This is a genomic window from Pseudomonas sp. PvP025, from assembly GCF_017832155.1.
Classification (GTDB): domain Bacteria; phylum Pseudomonadota; class Gammaproteobacteria; order Pseudomonadales; family Pseudomonadaceae; genus Aquipseudomonas.
Map to the genome: position 1 here is coordinate 3,084,541 of NZ_JAFIBJ010000001.1, position 14,633 is coordinate 3,099,173.

At 61.1% G+C, this 14,633-nt stretch carries 14 protein-coding genes; 9 read left to right on the forward strand and 5 right to left on the reverse strand.

All coding sequences use genetic code 11. The features are described 5' to 3' along the window. The first annotated feature begins 7 nt into the window (after nt 1-7). The 3 genes from JOE32_RS13115 to JOE32_RS13125 all read left to right on the forward strand — a co-directional run bounded on the left by JOE32_RS13115 (nt 8) and on the right by JOE32_RS13125 (nt 2,467). Nucleotides 8-1,564 (forward strand): bifunctional aminoglycoside phosphotransferase/ATP-binding protein, encoded by a 1,557-nt coding sequence (locus JOE32_RS13115; protein ID WP_209984850.1) that lies wholly within the window; start codon nt 8-10, stop codon nt 1,562-1,564. Between the two features lie 92 nt (nt 1,565-1,656). Next, nucleotides 1,657-2,001, forward strand: a complete 345-nt coding sequence (locus JOE32_RS13120; protein WP_209984853.1) for a pentapeptide repeat-containing protein — start codon at nt 1,657-1,659, stop codon at nt 1,999-2,001. Nucleotides 2,002-2,194: 193 nt separating this feature from the next. Then, on the forward strand, nt 2,195-2,467 hold the full coding sequence (locus tag JOE32_RS13125) for a TfoX/Sxy family protein (RefSeq protein WP_209984856.1): 273 nt from the start codon (nt 2,195-2,197) through the stop codon (nt 2,465-2,467). A 225-nt stretch (nt 2,468-2,692) separates the two neighbouring features. Here JOE32_RS13125 and JOE32_RS13130 read toward each other — a convergent pair whose 3' ends face one another. The 3 genes from JOE32_RS13130 to JOE32_RS13140 are packed head-to-tail and all read right to left on the reverse strand — an operon-like array spanning nt 2,693 to nt 5,372. After that, nucleotides 2,693-3,460, reverse strand: coding sequence for a heme ABC transporter ATP-binding protein (locus tag JOE32_RS13130; protein ID WP_209984860.1), 768 nt, complete (start codon nt 3,458-3,460; stop codon nt 2,693-2,695). Next, the gene (locus JOE32_RS13135; RefSeq protein WP_209984863.1) at nt 3,460-4,497 is read right to left on the reverse strand and encodes an iron ABC transporter permease; all 1,038 of its coding nucleotides are present in this window, start codon (nt 4,495-4,497) and stop codon (nt 3,460-3,462) included. The genes JOE32_RS13130 and JOE32_RS13135 overlap by 1 nt, the downstream gene beginning before the upstream one ends. Next, complete coding sequence (locus JOE32_RS13140; RefSeq protein WP_209984867.1) at nt 4,494-5,372, reverse strand: ABC transporter substrate-binding protein; 879 nt, start codon at nt 5,370-5,372, stop codon at nt 4,494-4,496. The genes JOE32_RS13135 and JOE32_RS13140 overlap by 4 nt, the downstream gene beginning before the upstream one ends. A gap of 157 nt (nt 5,373-5,529) precedes the next feature. Here JOE32_RS13140 and JOE32_RS13145 point away from each other — a divergent pair, with 157 nt between their 5' ends. Continuing rightward, nucleotides 5,530-5,847, forward strand: a complete 318-nt coding sequence (locus tag JOE32_RS13145; RefSeq protein WP_057008752.1) for a Rieske 2Fe-2S domain-containing protein — start codon at nt 5,530-5,532, stop codon at nt 5,845-5,847. On the opposite strand, the gene sfsA is transcribed toward JOE32_RS13145, so the two are convergent. Beyond that, nucleotides 5,844-6,557, reverse strand: coding sequence for a DNA/RNA nuclease SfsA (sfsA, locus tag JOE32_RS13150; RefSeq protein WP_209984870.1), 714 nt, complete (start codon nt 6,555-6,557; stop codon nt 5,844-5,846). The genes JOE32_RS13145 and sfsA overlap by 4 nt on opposite strands. Beyond that, nucleotides 6,557-7,729 carry a pyridoxal phosphate-dependent aminotransferase gene (locus JOE32_RS13155; RefSeq protein WP_209984873.1) on the reverse strand — a complete coding sequence of 391 codons (1,173 nt, stop codon included), beginning with the start codon at nt 7,727-7,729 and terminating at the stop codon, nt 6,557-6,559. Before JOE32_RS13155 ends, sfsA begins: the two co-directional genes overlap by 1 nt. A 318-nt stretch (nt 7,730-8,047) precedes the next feature. Between JOE32_RS13155 and dksA the strand changes: the two genes are divergently transcribed. From dksA to JOE32_RS13180, 5 genes are all read left to right on the forward strand, one after another. Beyond that, entirely contained in the window at nt 8,048-8,491 is a 444-nt protein-coding gene (gene dksA, locus JOE32_RS13160; RefSeq protein ID WP_003235002.1) for an RNA polymerase-binding protein DksA, read from the forward strand. 81 nt (nt 8,492-8,572) lie between these two features. Next, the gene (gluQRS, locus tag JOE32_RS13165) at nt 8,573-9,460 is read left to right on the forward strand and encodes a tRNA glutamyl-Q(34) synthetase GluQRS (RefSeq protein WP_209984876.1); all 888 of its coding nucleotides are present in this window, start codon (nt 8,573-8,575) and stop codon (nt 9,458-9,460) included. Between the two features lie 62 nt (nt 9,461-9,522). Next, nucleotides 9,523-9,699, forward strand: a complete 177-nt coding sequence (locus tag JOE32_RS13170) for a hypothetical protein (RefSeq protein ID WP_003176118.1) — start codon at nt 9,523-9,525, stop codon at nt 9,697-9,699. Next, a complete protein-coding gene (locus tag JOE32_RS13175; RefSeq protein ID WP_162276121.1) occupies nt 9,683-12,637 on the forward strand; it encodes a sensor histidine kinase in 2,955 nt (984 codons plus the stop codon). Before JOE32_RS13170 ends, JOE32_RS13175 begins: the two co-directional genes overlap by 17 nt. 22 nt (nt 12,638-12,659) lie before the next feature. Beyond that, nucleotides 12,660-14,087 carry a sigma-54 dependent transcriptional regulator gene (locus JOE32_RS13180; protein ID WP_209984879.1) on the forward strand — a complete coding sequence of 476 codons (1,428 nt, stop codon included), beginning with the start codon at nt 12,660-12,662 and terminating at the stop codon, nt 14,085-14,087. Nucleotides 14,088-14,633: the final 546 nt, after the last annotated feature.

Here is a 14,633-nt window from a genome sequence, read left to right on the forward strand (position 1 = left end):
ATCGCCCGTGAGCCAGTCCCTGATCGCTGCCCTGCAAAACCCGGCGTTGTACCCGCATCCGGTTGAAGCGTTCCACGTCATTGAGACCCATATTTCCTGGGTCATCCTCACCGGCCCCTACGCCTATAAATTGAAGAAACCGATGAACTTCGGCTTCCTGGATTTCACCGATCTGGAAAAGCGCGGTCACTTCTGCAATGAAGAATTGCGCCTCAACCGGCGCCTGACCAAAGATTTGTATCTTGAGGTGTTGCCAATTACCGGCACTGCCGAATCTCCACAGGTGGGCGGCGACGGACCGGTGATCGAATACGCGCTGAAAATGCGCCAGTTCCCGCAAAGCCAGATGCTCAGCACCTTGCAGGCCAATGGTGAGCTGACCAGTGCACACATCGACGAGATGGCCAGGCAGATCGCGCACTTTCACCTCACCGCGCCAAAAGTCCCACAGGAGCATGCGGCCGGCACGCCGGACGAAGTGATGGCGCCAGTGCGGCAGAACTTCGAACAAATTCGTCCCTTCCTCAGCGACAAGGCCGACCTTCTGCAGCTCGAAGCGCTGCAAGCCTGGGCCGAAAGCAGCTTCGATCGCCTCAAGCCACTGCTGGCCCGGCGCAAGTCCGAGGGTTTTACCCGTGAGTGTCACGGTGATATCCACTTGGGCAACGTCACCGTGATTGATGGCCAGGTGGTGATTTTCGACTGCATCGAATTCAACGAGCCGTTTCGTTTCACCGACGTGTACGCCGACACCGGCTTCCTGGCCATGGACTTGGAAGACCGTGGGCTCAAGTCGCTGGCACGGCGCTTTATCAGCCAGTACCTGGAACTGACGGGCGACTATCAGGGCCTGGAAGTGCTGAATTTCTACAAGGCTTACCGCGCGTTGGTACGCGCCAAGGTCGCGCTGTTCAGCATGCCGAGCGAAGCAAGCGCGGTGCAACGCGCCACCACGCTGCGCCAGTACCGCAACTACGCCAACCTGGCGGAGAGCTACAGCACCATTCCGTCGCGCTTCCTGGCGATTACCCACGGTGTGTCGGCGGTGGGCAAGAGCACCGTCAGCATGCGTCTGGTCGAAGCGCTGGGCGCCGTGCGCCTGCGTTCAGACGTGGAGCGCAAGCGCCTGTTTGGTGAGCAGCAGGTTGAAAACGCGCCACAGGCGGGCATTTATGCGGTAGATGCCAGCGCGAAAACCTACGCGCGCCTGAACGAAATCGCCGACACCGTGCTGCGCGCCGGCTTCCCGGTGGTGCTGGACGCTACCTTTCTGAAACGCGAGCAGCGCGAAGCCGCCGCCAAGGTCGCCGAAGCCACAGGCGCGCCGTTTCTGATTCTGGATTGCAACGCACCGCAAGCGGTTATCGCCAACTGGTTGGCGCAGCGTCAGGCAGATAAGAGCGATCCTTCCGACGCTACGCTGGCGGTTATCGGCGAACAGCACGCCAATCGCGATCCGCTGACAGCCGAGGAGTTGATCCTCAGCCAACGGGTAGAAACCAATGAAAGCGGCACGCTGGATGCGTTGGTTGCGCATATTCGTCAGCGCTTGCCGGGCCTGTAAGAAAAGTTTCTTGGTCGTGTCGTCGGCTTCGTCGCACGACCCAGAAATAGTGGCACTATAATGGCTTACTACCTCCAGCTGGTATTGCCATCATGAGTCAGCCGAAGCTTCTCGATACCCCGCTCTACTCGCTTTTGCATAAAGACGATATTCGCGGCTTCAATCAGGAACGCCCCAAAGACGGCGTGATCGACATGCGCGGTGGCGATTTCCGTGGGCTGGACCTGCGTGAACTGGACGCCGCGGGTGTGGATTTCACTGACGCGTATTTCCGCTCCGCTGATTTGCGCGGCCTGGATCTGCGCGATTGCCCATTGGAAGGTGCAAGCCTGGCCCACGCGCAGATCTCCGGGACTTACTTTCCGCCGCAATTGACTGCCGATGAGATCCTTATGTCGGTCAACTTCGGAACGCGCCTGCGCTATCGCACCAGATAACGCCCTTTTATTACGCCCGGCCACGCAGGACGCGTGGCACGGACGCTGCCGTCAAAATTTTCGCGCCATTCTTATAAGCATTCGGCCGTTTCCTCGTAAAGAATCACGCTTTTCCTGCTGAGCGCTACACTCCTTTTCAGGCTTGCCTGGTCACGATACCCACCGCACCATTCGGCCGTCGCAAGGAGGCTTGATGAACGATGAGCTGCAACTCCTGAAAAATCTTGGCAAGACGTCGGCGCAATGGCTGCATGCGGTGGGCATCCACAGTGCCTCCGACCTGCGCCGCCTGGGTGCGGTCGACGCATACCGCGCCGTGCGCACGCGCGGCTTCCGTGCCTCGAAAGTGTTGTTATATGCCATCGAGGGGGCGTTGCTGAATGTTCACTGGAATGACATCCCTGCCGAACGCAAGGAAGCGTTGAATCGCCAGCTGGACGCCATTGCAGCGCGCCAGAAGAATTAAGTCGCGGGGCTGTTTCGAACAAGCGTTTGAGGAAAACACAGCGTCGTTCAAAATCAGCTGTTGACTCTCAAATGAGAATCGTTATGATTATCACAACTGGTCGCGAGATCAGCCGATAACTGAAAGACCATTGGTTCGGACTCTCAGATTATCTCCTCATCAGGCTAATCACGGTTATTTGACCCGGCTCTTGCCGGGTCTTTTTTTGCCCGTAAGAAAGTCCTGCTAGCGAGCGATTATCAGCGGATGTCCACGTTCCGGGTGCGGCTGCACCAACACATCAAGGCCAAATACGGCTTTGAGCGGGCCGGGCCGCAAGACCTGCGCCGGCGTGTCCAACGCATGAGGACGTCCCTTTTCCAGCAGCAGAATTCGGTCGCAATAACGTGCGGCCAGGTTCAAGTCATGCAGAATCACCAGCACTGCCGCGCCTTGATCGGCAAAAGTGCGTATCGCCTGCAAGACAGTGTGCTGGTGCAGTGGGTCAAGCATTGATGTCGGCTCGTCCAACAGCAACGTCTGCCCCGTCTCACCCGGCCATAACTGCGCCAAAACCCGCGCCAGGTGCACACGCTGACGCTCGCCGCCGGACAGCGAGAGGTAGCTGCGACCGATCAAGTGCCCGACATCCGCCGCCTGCAACGCGGCCTCAATGATTTCATCATCACGTACTCGCCCGGTTTGATGGGGCAGGCGCCCCATGCCAACCACCTCTTCGACGCGAAAGGCAAAATCCAGGGTCGAGGACTGGGGCAGCACGGCCAGGCGCTGGGCGCGTTGCGCGCCGCTCCAGTGCTTCAACTCCTGCTGGTCCAGCCACACCTTGCCCTGGTCGGGCTGCAACTCACCGCACAATGCACCGAGCAAGGTACTTTTGCCCGCGCCATTCGGGCCAAGTACACCGAGCACCTCACCCGGCAACAGCGCCAGGGTGACATTCGCCAATACGGTTGTGCGACCCCGACGAACCTGCAGCGCCTCTACTCGCAGCATCAGGCGCGACCCCGCAACAAGAGATAAAGAAAAAACGGCGCGCCGATAAACGCCGTCACAATCCCGATCGGCAATTCAGCCGGTGCCAGCGCCAGGCGAGCCACCAGATCGGCAAACAACAGCAGACTCGCACCCGCCAATATCGAGGCGGGTAGCAACACCCGATGGTCGGGACCGGCCAGCAATCGCACCAGATGGGGCACCACCAACCCGACAAACCCGATCATCCCCGCCGCCGCCACCGCCGCGCCTACGCCGAGCGCCGTACAAAACACCAGTTCACGCTTGAGCCCTTCGACATCAATACTCAGGTGCCCAGCCTCGGACTCGCCCAGCAACAGCGCATTCAACGCCTTCGCGCGGCGCGGCAGCCACAGCGCCACCGCCGCGCTCACCAGCAATAAAGGCCACAACCGAGAATAACTGGCGCCGTTCAGGCTCCCCAGGTTCCAGAAGGTCAAGGTGCGCAAGGTGGCGTCGTCCGCCAGATAAGTGAACAGGCCTACCGCAGAACCGGCCAATGCGGTCAGGGCGATGCCGCCCAGCAGCATGGTCGCCACATGGGTCTGCCCGTTTCGCCGGCCCAGACGGTAAACCAGCGCCGTCACGCCCAAACCGCCGAGGAATGCACACAACGACAACAGATAAGGGCCGACCGCATCCGGCAAGCCGCCGAACAACGAACCGCCAACAATCGCAACCGCCGCGCCCAGCGCAGCACCGCTGGACACACCCACCAACCCGGGATCGGCCAACGGGTTGCGAAACAAACCCTGCATCGCCACGCCCGACAAGGCCAGCACGCCACCGACCGCCAGGCCCAGCAAGGTGCGCGGCAAACGGATCTGCCCAAGGATCAGCTCCGCCTGCTCCAACCCTTGAGGGTCAATCGGCAAGCCCATCAAACGCAAAGCGGCCCTGAGCGTATCCAGCAACGGCAGGCTGACAGGGCCCAGGGCCAACGAAAGCCAGATCGCCAGGACACATAACAATGCCAAGCCAATAAACAGGGTCTTGGGTCTGACCAATGTCGTCATGGGGCGGATTCAGCCTGAGACGGATAAAACCCGGCAGACAGTTTCACCAGGCTTTGCGGCAGACGCGGTCCGAGCCCGCCCACCAACAGGGTTGGATCCAGTTCAACCACGCGGCCATTTTTGGCGGCAGGCGTTGCGGCCAGGATCGGATTTTCCTTGAACAACGCCGCACGCGCCGCCTCGACGGTCAGGGCCCGATCGGCAAACACCAGCACATCCGGACTCAAACCCGCCAGCGACTCGGCCGAGAACGGCTTGTAACCGGTGTGGGTCGCCAGGTTATGCCCGCCCGCCTGTTGCAACAGCCAATCCGCCGCCGTGTCCTTGCCGGCGATCAGCGGCTTGCCCCCCGCGTGGCCGAGCAGCAGCAATACACCTGGCGCCTGTTGCGTGGTCTGCGCCTTGACGACCGCGCTTTTCTGCTGATTCAGTGCCTGCTCGTATCCGCTAAACAATTGGCGAGCCTTGGCCTCATTGCCCAGCAACTTGCCCAAATGCTCAAGGTTGCCCTTGAGGGTCGGCAAATCCGCCTGCGCGGAGAACATCTCCACTTGCACACCCGCGCCGCGTACCTGCGCCAGTACCGGCGGCGGGCCCATTTCTTCGGTGCCGATGAGTACCTGCGGGCGCAAGCTCAGAATGCCTTCAGCCGACAATTGCCGCTGATAACCGATACTGGGCAGCGCCTTGACCGACTCGGGATGCTGACTGGTAGTGTCCACCCCCACCAGTGTCGACTCGCCACCCAGGGCGGCCACCCACTCGGTCAGCGCGCCACCGGCACTCACCCAGCGTTGTGGCAGTTCCGAGGCGTGCGCCCCGGGGTTGACCAGCAGTCCGACAACAAGCGCGATAGCGCTGGTACACAGGCGCATAACAGGGTTTCCTTCCAAGGGACGAAGCCGCTCCGGCACTCGTTGATGTGACAGATAACCACTGCCGGGCATCGTACTGAGCGCAAGATCAACTGACGGACGAAGCCGGCATTTGATAATTGTTTTCATTTGGACGTCAAGGCACTTGAGAATTGAAATGAAGTTCGTCTGCCCCTCCGATACCCTCGCACCCGACAGCAGCCTCGGTTTTGAAATAGACGGTTGCAAGCTGTTGGCCGTGCGCCGCGATGGCATCGCCTACTTCTATATCAACCGTTGCCCTCATCGCGGCATCCCGCTGGAATGGCAGCCTGATCGCTTCCTCGACGAGAGCGCCAGCTTGATCCAGTGCGCCACCCACGGTGCATTATTCCTCATCGAAAGTGGCGAGTGCATCGCCGGGCCTTGTGCAGGTCAAAGCCTCACAGCGCTGCCCGGCCGCGAAGACGAACACGGCCTGTGGGTGCAACTCTAATCGCCGAGCAGCACCTGGAGTCTGCGGTCCACCACGATTTCTTCGTGGGTCACCCTCACCCCGTAGGCCAGCACCTCGACGCCCGCCGCCTTGGCCTCACGCAGGGCGCCAGCATAGCCGGCGTCGATTTCCACGGCAGGCCGCACCGCTTCGATCCCGGAAAGATTCACGCAATACAGTTGCACCGCACGCACCCCGCTGCGAGCCAGGTGTGCCAGTTCGCGCAAGTGCTTCGCGCCACGCTGGGTCACCGCGTCGGGAAACGCCGCTACCGCCGAACCGTCAAAGCCCAAGGTGACGCTTTTGACTTCGACATACGCCGCCCCCTCCGGGTACTCCAGTCGAAAGTCGATCCGGCTTTTCTCCTGACCGTACGGCACCTCTCGCTTCAGCGCGGTAAACCCGTTGAGCTCGCTGATCACCCCGGCGTGCAGCGCTTCCTCGACCAATTGATTGGCACGCGCCGTATTCACGCACGCCAGCCGGCCCTGAGGTGTTTCGGCGATTTCCCAGGTGCCCGGCAACTTGCGCTTGGGGTCATCGGAGCGGCTGAACCAGACCTGCCCACCCTCGACCATGCAATTGAGCATCGAACCGGTGTTCGGGCAGTGAATAGTGAGTAACTCGCCGGTAACGGTCTCGATATCGGTGAGAAAACGCTTGTAGCGGCGAATCAGCCGCGCTTCTTCAAGGGGAGGATAAAAGCGCATCAGCCTTGCCAGCTCCGCAAGCCACGGGCGATGCGCTCCACCGCCTCCTGCAGGCGACCGAGGTTTTGCGTGTAGGCAAAACGCACATGATGACCGGCCTGGTAGCGGCCGAAATCCAGTCCGGGCGTAAACGCCACGTGTTCGGTCTCAAGGAAATGCCGGCAGAACGCAAAGGCATCGCCGCCGAATGCGCTGATATCGGCGTACAAATAGAACGCCCCCTCCGGCTCCACTGCGATACCAAAGCCAAGTTCGCGCAGGGCCGGTAGCAGGAAATCACGGCGGCGGCCGAACTCGGCGCGGCGCGCTTCCAGAATGCTCAGGGTTTGCGGGGTAAAACAGGCAAGCGCAGCATGCTGGGCCATGCTCGGCGCGCTGATGTAGAGGTTTTGCGCCAGCTTCTCCAAATCCGCCACCGCATCGGGCGGCGCCACCAGCCAACCGAGGCGCCAGCCGGTCATCCCGAAATACTTGGAAAAACTATTCAGGACAAATGCTTCATCATCAACTTCCAGCACGCTGGCGGCATCGGTGCCGTAGGTCAGGCCGTGATAGATCTCATCCACCACCAGGTGCCCATTGCGCGCCTTGATCGCACTGGACAGCCCGGCCAGCTCATCCCGCGTGAGCAGGGTGCCGGTCGGGTTGGCCGGCGATGCGACGAGGGCACCTACGCTGTCCTGGTCCCAGTGTTTGGCCACCAGCTCGGCGTTCAGTTGATAACGCACGTCCGGCCCAACCGGCACCAGTTGAGCGGCACCCTCCACCAGGCGCAGAAAGTGTCGATTGCAGGGGTAGCCGGGGTCCGCCAACAGCCAGTGCTTGCCAGGATCGACCAGCAAGCTGCTGGCCAATAACAAGGCGCCGGAGCCACCGGGCGTAATCAGAATGCGCTCAGGGTCTACGTTCAATCCGTAGCGCTGCTGATAAAACCCGCTGATGGCCTCACGCAACTCGGGCAACCCACGGGCGGCGGTATAGCGTGTCTTGCCATTGGCCAGCGCGGCCTGGCCGGCCTGGATGATGGGCTCAGCAGTGGTGAAATCCGGCTCACCGATTTCCAGGTGAATCACATCCAGGCCCGCCGCCTGCAGCTCATTGGCTCGCGCCAGCAACGCCATGACATGAAACGGTTCGATGGCGCGGCTGCGCGCACTGTAGGGCTGGGCCATTAGCCTTCCTTAAAGCGTGAGAACAAAGTCAGGATTCTACCGAACCCTTGCGTTAATACATGCTCTATTGCCTGTTCGGCCACCCAAGATGGGCCAGCACATGCCAGCAAAACGACTAAAATCAACCTTCGAGGCGCTCCACGCCTTACCATGGCGGGCTGCAGCGGTTGGCAGCCCTGTCGAGATGCCTCGACAACCGGGAGTGGCGCACCCCGAATCTATCTGGTAAGTTCGCCCGCTTGCAGCCGCAGGGCCGGCAGGTGTCGGTGACGTTGCAATCCTGCGCAATGGATTAGAAGAGTGAGAGGCGGTCTATTCATGTCCACCCAAGCAAAGCAACAGCAGACTCAAGGCCTCGGCGGCTTCGACCCTTATGTGGAAAAAAAGGGCGAGGAGTACATGGGCGAGCCCATGCGCGAGCACTTCACCAAGATCCTGAACAAATGGAAACAGGACTTGATGCAGGAGGTTGACCGTACCGTTGACCATATGAAGGACGAAGCAGCCAACTTCCCTGACCCGGCCGACCGTGCCAGCCAGGAAGAAGAGTTCGCTCTGGAGCTGCGCGCCCGTGATCGCGAGCGCAAGCTGATCAAAAAGATCGACAAAACGTTGCAACTGATCAAGGACGAGGAATACGGCTGGTGCGAATCCTGCGGCGTCGAGATCGGTATTCGCCGTCTGGAAGCCCGCCCAACCGCGGACCTGTGCGTAGACTGCAAGACCTTGGCTGAAATCAAGGAAAAACAGGTCGGCAAGTAATTGCTGCCGAACTGAACGAATGGGGCGTGCAAACGCCCCATTTGTGTATCTGGCGTTCCTGTTTCCAGTAGTATCCGGCCCATGACAGCCTCTACCTATATAGGGCGTTTCGCCCCCACGCCCAGCGGCCACTTGCATTTCGGCTCCCTGGTCGCTGCCCTCGCCTCCTACCTCGATGCCCGCGCCAACCATGGTCGCTGGCTGATGCGCATGGAAGACCTCGACCCTCCCCGCGAAGAACCTGGCGCCCAGGCCGCGATCCTGTATGCGCTGGAAAGCTATGGCTTCGAATGGGATGGCGAGTTGGTCCGACAAAGCGAGCGGCACGAAGCCTACGCCAAGGTGCTGAACGACCTGTTCAACCATGGCCTGGCGTACGCGTGCACCTGCTCACGCAAACAGCTGGAACCCTACAACGGGATTTACCCCGGCCTGTGCCGCAACGCCGGGCACGACCAGCAGGACGCCGCGATCCGCCTGCGCGTGCCCGAGCTTGCCTACCATTTTACCGACCGCGTTCAAGGCGAATTCCGACAGCACCTGGGCCGCGAGGCTGGCGATTTCGTCATCCGCCGCCGCGACGGTCTGTACGCCTATCAACTGGCGGTGGTGCTCGACGATGCCTGGCAGGGCGTGACCGACATCGTGCGCGGCGCCGACCTGCTCGATTCCACGCCGCGCCAGCTGTACCTGCAGGAACTGCTGGGCCTGCGCCAACCGCGCTACCTGCATGTGCCGCTGATCGTGCAGCCGGACGGCAACAAGCTGGGTAAATCCTACCGTTCACCGCCGCTGACGCAAGACCAGGCAACGCCGCTGCTGCTGCGCGCCTTGCGCGCCCTCGGCCAGCAACCCGGTGACGAACTGCTTCACGCCAGCCCACGGGAACTGCTGGATTGGGGCATCCGGCACTGGGATCCGCTGCTGATCCCGCGCACGCTCACCCTGGCCGAAGCGCAATTGAGTTGAAGGCGCTTGCAGCCGGCCCGGCATCCGTTACCATCGCGACAGTTTTTTAATCAGAGGCCAACATGTACATCTATCGATTGGTCCTGCTGCTGGTCGTCGGGATTTACCTGTTTTCCCCCGCCATCATGGATTGGTGGATCGACGCCACGGGCGCCTGGTATCGCCCTTATCTGCTGTGGCTGATCCTGATCGTCGTGACTTTCATCCTGCAGAGCCAAAAAGATGCCGATGAGCTTTAGCCTCACCCAGATGCTGCTGATCAGCGCCGCCTACCTGGCCGCGCTGTTCGCCGTCGCCTGGATCAGTGAGCGCGGAATGATTCCGCGGGCGATTATTCGCCATCCGTTGACCTACACCTTGTCCCTGGGCGTGTATGCCAGCGCCTGGGCGTTCTACGGCACCGTCGGCCTGGCCTACCAGTACGGCTATGGGTTTCTCTCCAGCTACCTGGGGGTGTCCGGGGCTTTTTTGCTGGCGCCGGTGCTGCTGTACCCGATCCTGAAAATCACCCGCACCTACCAGCTGTCGTCCCTGGCCGACCTGTTCGCCTTCCGCTTTCGCAGCACCTGGGCCGGCGCGCTCACCACCATTTTCATGCTGATCGGCGTGCTGCCCTTGCTGGCCCTGCAGATCCAGGCGGTAGCCGACTCCATCAGCATTCTCACCCGCGAGCCGGTGCAGCACCGCGTGGCTCTCGCCTTCTGTGCGCTGATCACGCTGTTCACGATTTTCTTCGGCTCACGGCATATCGCCACCCGCGAGAAACATGAAGGCCTGGTGTTTGCGATTGCCTTCGAGTCGGTGATCAAGCTGATCGCCATCGGCGGTGTCGGCCTGTACGCGCTCTACGGCGTATTCGACGGCCCGCAACAGCTGGAACTGTGGCTGCTGCAAAACCAGACCGCCCTCGCCGCCCTGCACACGCCGCTGCAGGAAGGCCCGTGGCGCACGCTGCTGCTGGTGTTCTTCGCCTCGGCGATTGTGATGCCGCACATGTACCACATGACCTTCACCGAAAACCTCAACCCGCGCTCGCTGGTCAGCGCCAGCTGGGGCCTGCCGCTGTTCTTGCTGCTGATGAGCCTGGCGGTGCCGCTGATCCTGTGGGCCGGCCTCAAGCTTGGGGCCACCACCAACCCGGAATACTTCACCCTCGGCATCGGCATCGCCGCCAACAGCCCGGCACTGGCGTTATTGGCGTATGTCGGCGGCCTGTCGGCGGCCAGCGGGCTGATCATTGTCACCACCCTGGCGCTGTCGGGCATGGCGCTCAATCACCTGGTGCTGCCGCTGTACCAGCCGCCGGCCGAAGGCAATATCTACCGCTGGCTCAAGTGGACGCGCCGCGCGCTGATCGTCGCGATCATCATGGCCGGTTATGGCTTCTACCTGATGCTGGGTGCCGGCCAGGACCTGGCCAACCTGGGCATCGTTGCCTTCGTCGCCACCTTGCAGTTCCTGCCGGGCGTGTTGTCGGTACTGTACTGGCCGACCGCCAATCGTCGCGGTTTTATCGCCGGGCTGCTGGCGGGCATCCTCGTGTGGGTGGTGACCATGCTGCTGCCGCTGGTCGGCAACCTGCAGGGTTTCTACATCCCGCTGCTGAACATGATCTACGTGCTCGACGACACCAGCTGGCACATGGCGGCGATTGCCTCGCTGGCGGCCAACGTGCTGATGTTCACGCTGATCTCGCTGTTCACCAATGCCAGCCCCGAAGAAACCAGCGCCGCCGAAGCCTGCGCGGTGGACAACGTACGCCGCCCGCAACGCCGCGAATTGCACGCGGCCTCGCCCCAGGAGTTCGCCACCCAACTGGCCAAGCCGCTGGGTGCCAAGGCGGCGCAGAAGGAAGTCGAACAGGCGTTGCGCGACCTCTATCTGCCCTTCGACGAACGCCGCCCCTATGCCTTGCGCCGCCTGCGCGACCGTATCGAGGCCAACCTGTCCGGCCTGATGGGCCCCAGCGTGTCCCAGGACATGGTGGAAACCTTCCTGCCCTACAAGGCCGGCGGCGAAAACTACGTGACCGAAGACATCCACTTCATCGAGAGCCGGCTGGAGGACTACCACTCGCGTTTAACGGGCCTTGCCGCCGAACTCGATGCCCTGCGCCGTTACCACCGCCAGACCTTGCAGGAATTGCCAATGGGCGTGTGCTCACTGGCCAAGGATCAGGAAATCCTGATGTGGAACAAGGCCATGGAAGAACTCACCGGCATTGCCGCGCAACGGGTGGTGGGCTCGCGCCTCAATACGCTCGGCGATCCGTGGAAAGAGTTGTTGCAGGGTTTTATCAACCTGCCCGACGAGCACTTGCACAAGCAGCACCTGGCCCTCGACGGCCAGACCCGCTGGCTCAACCTGCACAAGGCCGCCATCGACGAGCCCTTGGCCCCCGGCAACAGCGGCCTGGTGCTGCTGGTGGAAGACCTGACCGACACCCAGATGCTCGAAGACAAACTGGTGCACTCCGAGCGCCTGGCCAGCATTGGTCGCCTGGCCGCCGGCGTGGCCCACGAGATCGGCAACCCGATTACCGGTATCGCGTGCCTGGCGCAAAACCTGCGCGAAGAGCGTGAGGAAGACGGCGAAATCACCGAGATCAGCGGACAGATCCTTGAGCAGACCAAGCGCGTGTCGCGCATCGTGCAGTCGCTGATGAGCTTTGCCCATGCCGGCGCCCATCAGAATCAGGACGAGGCGGTGTGCCTGGCCAAAGTAGCCCAGGATGCAATTGGGCTGCTGGCCTTGAACCGGCGCAATTTCGAGGTACAGTTCTTTAACCTGTGCGACCCGGAACACTGGGTCGACGGCGATTCACAACGTTTGGCCCAGGTATTGATCAACCTGCTGTCCAACTCCCGCGATGCAACGCCCGCCGGCGGCGCGGTGCGGGTCAAGACCGAAGCTTTCGAGCATACGGTCGACCTGATCGTGGAGGACGAAGGCAGCGGCATTCCACAGAACATCATGGACCGATTGTTCGAACCTTTCTTCACCACCAAGGACCCCGGTGAAGGCACCGGTCTGGGCCTTGCGCTGGTCTATTCCATCGTTGAAGAGCATTATGGACAAATCACCATCGACAGCCCGGCTGACCTTGAAAGCCAACGCGGCACCCGTATACGGGTGACCTTGCCGCGTCATGTCGAAGCGACGTCCGCTGTGAACTGAGACCGTCGAGAGAATTGAATCAATGCCGCACATTTTGATCGTCGAAGACGAAACCATCATCCGCTCTGCCTTGCGTCGCCTGCTCGAGCGCAATCAGTATCAGGTCAGCGAAGCCGGCTCGGTACAGGAAGCGCAGGAGCGATTCAGCATTCCCACGTTCGACCTGATTGTCAGCGACCTGCGCCTGCCCGGCGCACCGGGCACCGAGCTGATCAAGCTGGGCCAGGGCACTCCGGTGCTGATCATGACCAGCTACGCCAGCCTGCGTTCGGCCGTAGACTCCATGAAGATGGGCGCGGTGGACTACATCGCCAAGCCGTTCGACCACGACGAGATGCTGCAGGCCGTGGCGCGTATCCTGCGTGACCGCCAGTCGGCCGGCAGCACACCGGCCGAACCGCGCCCTGCCGGCAAAACCGCCGAAAAACCGGGCGTCGACAACAGCAACGGCGAGATCGGCATCATCGGCTCCTGCCCGCCCATGCAGGATCTGTACAGCAAGATCCGTAAAGTGGCGCCCACCGACTCCAACGTGTTGATCCAGGGCGAGTCCGGTACCGGTAAAGAACTGGTGGCCCGTGCACTGCACAACCTGTCCAGGCGCGCCAAGGCGCCGATGATCTCGGTGAACTGCGCGGCGATCCCCGAATCCCTGATCGAGTCCGAACTGTTCGGCCACGAAAAAGGCGCCTTCACCGGCGCCAGCGCCGGGCGTGCGGGCCTGGTGGAAGCTGCGGATGGCGGCACCTTGTTCCTTGACGAGATTGGCGAGCTGCCACTGGAAGCACAGGCGCGGTTGCTGCGGGTATTGCAGGAAGGCGAGATTCGCCGCGTCGGCTCGGTGCAGTCGCAGAAGGTCGATGTGCGCCTGATCGCCGCGACCCACCGCGATCTCAAGAGCCTGGCCAAGATCGGCCAGTTCCGCGAAGACCTGTATTACCGCCTGCACGTGATCGCCCTCAAGCTGCCGGCCCTGCGTGAGCGTGGCGCCGACGTCAACGAGATCGCCAATGCGTTCCTGCTGCGCCAGAGTGCGCGCATCAACCGTACCGACCTGACGTTTGCCCCGGACGCCGAGCAGGCGATTCGGCACTACTCGTGGCCAGGTAACGTGCGCGAACTGGAGAACGCAGTGGAGCGTGCGGTCATCCTGTCGGAGAGCCCGGTAATTTCCGCCGAGCTGCTGGGTATCGATATCGAACTCAGTGATCTGGAGGATGACGACTTCATCGGTCTGGCGCCGCAATCGGGCGCGAGCAACACCAGTCATGAACCGACTGAAGATCTGTCACTGGAAGATTACTTTCAGCATTTCGTGCTCGAGCATCAGGATCACATGACCGAGACTGAACTGGCGCGCAAGCTGGGTGTAAGCCGCAAATGCCTGTGGGAACGGCGTCAGCGCCTGGGTATTCCGCGGCGCAAGACCGGCGTTGCCAGCGAGAGTTGAGGGGGCGCCCTCACAGGTAACACCCTCAGATGTGAAAAAACTGTTACCGCGGATATTTCGCGTAACAAAAGCCGGGGCTTAAGGTAACGAAGCCCCGGCTTTTTTTCGTCCGCCAAAACCCTGAAATCGCCTCAACCCCCTGATTTTACTGGGCGGCGCAAAAGTTGGCACGCACCCTGCTATATGCTTAGTACAAAAACAATAACAAGCTCTGAACAAGACAATAAAAATAAGACGAATCGACTCACGCATAACAAAAACAACACGGCGGAGGCGCAGCTAACTGATTCTTTTGGAGAGGCGTTGCATTTGGGGCTTGCCCCGCAACCAGGCCGAGAACAACAAAAACTGCCCTAAGGCAGAGCCTGAACTGGTTGGATCGTAGATCAGCAACACAGCGACCAAAGCAATCCGTTTGCTCTTGGCTCCCGATTGGGAGTGTCATGAAGGTGAAGCTTCCTGACGAGGGCGATCAATAAAAACAAAAAGCCCGACACCCATAATAAAAATAGAGTACGCAACTACTTCTGGGGGAGCTTCGGCTCC

Coding starts and splice junctions, on each gene's coding strand:
- JOE32_RS13120 (WP_209984853.1), top strand. CDS start 1,657: ATGAGTCAGCCGAAGCTTCTCGATACCCCGCTCTACTCGCTTTTGCAT.
- JOE32_RS13125 (WP_209984856.1), top strand. CDS start 2,195: ATGAACGATGAGCTGCAACTCCTGAAAAATCTTGGCAAGACGTCGGCG.
- JOE32_RS13130 (WP_209984860.1), bottom strand. CDS start 3,460: ATGCTGCGAGTAGAGGCGCTGCAGGTTCGTCGGGGTCGCACAACCGTA.
- JOE32_RS13135 (WP_209984863.1), bottom strand. CDS start 4,497: ATGACGACATTGGTCAGACCCAAGACCCTGTTTATTGGCTTGGCATTG.
- JOE32_RS13140 (WP_209984867.1), bottom strand. CDS start 5,372: ATGCGCCTGTGTACCAGCGCTATCGCGCTTGTTGTCGGACTGCTGGTC.
- JOE32_RS13145 (WP_057008752.1), top strand. CDS start 5,530: ATGAAGTTCGTCTGCCCCTCCGATACCCTCGCACCCGACAGCAGCCTC.
- sfsA (WP_209984870.1), bottom strand. CDS start 6,557: ATGCGCTTTTATCCTCCCCTTGAAGAAGCGCGGCTGATTCGCCGCTAC.
- JOE32_RS13155 (WP_209984873.1), bottom strand. CDS start 7,729: ATGGCCCAGCCCTACAGTGCGCGCAGCCGCGCCATCGAACCGTTTCAT.
- dksA (WP_003235002.1), top strand. CDS start 8,048: ATGTCCACCCAAGCAAAGCAACAGCAGACTCAAGGCCTCGGCGGCTTC.
- gluQRS (WP_209984876.1), top strand. CDS start 8,573: ATGACAGCCTCTACCTATATAGGGCGTTTCGCCCCCACGCCCAGCGGC.
- JOE32_RS13170 (WP_003176118.1), top strand. CDS start 9,523: ATGTACATCTATCGATTGGTCCTGCTGCTGGTCGTCGGGATTTACCTG.
- JOE32_RS13175 (WP_162276121.1), top strand. CDS start 9,683: ATGCCGATGAGCTTTAGCCTCACCCAGATGCTGCTGATCAGCGCCGCC.
- JOE32_RS13180 (WP_209984879.1), top strand. CDS start 12,660: ATGCCGCACATTTTGATCGTCGAAGACGAAACCATCATCCGCTCTGCC.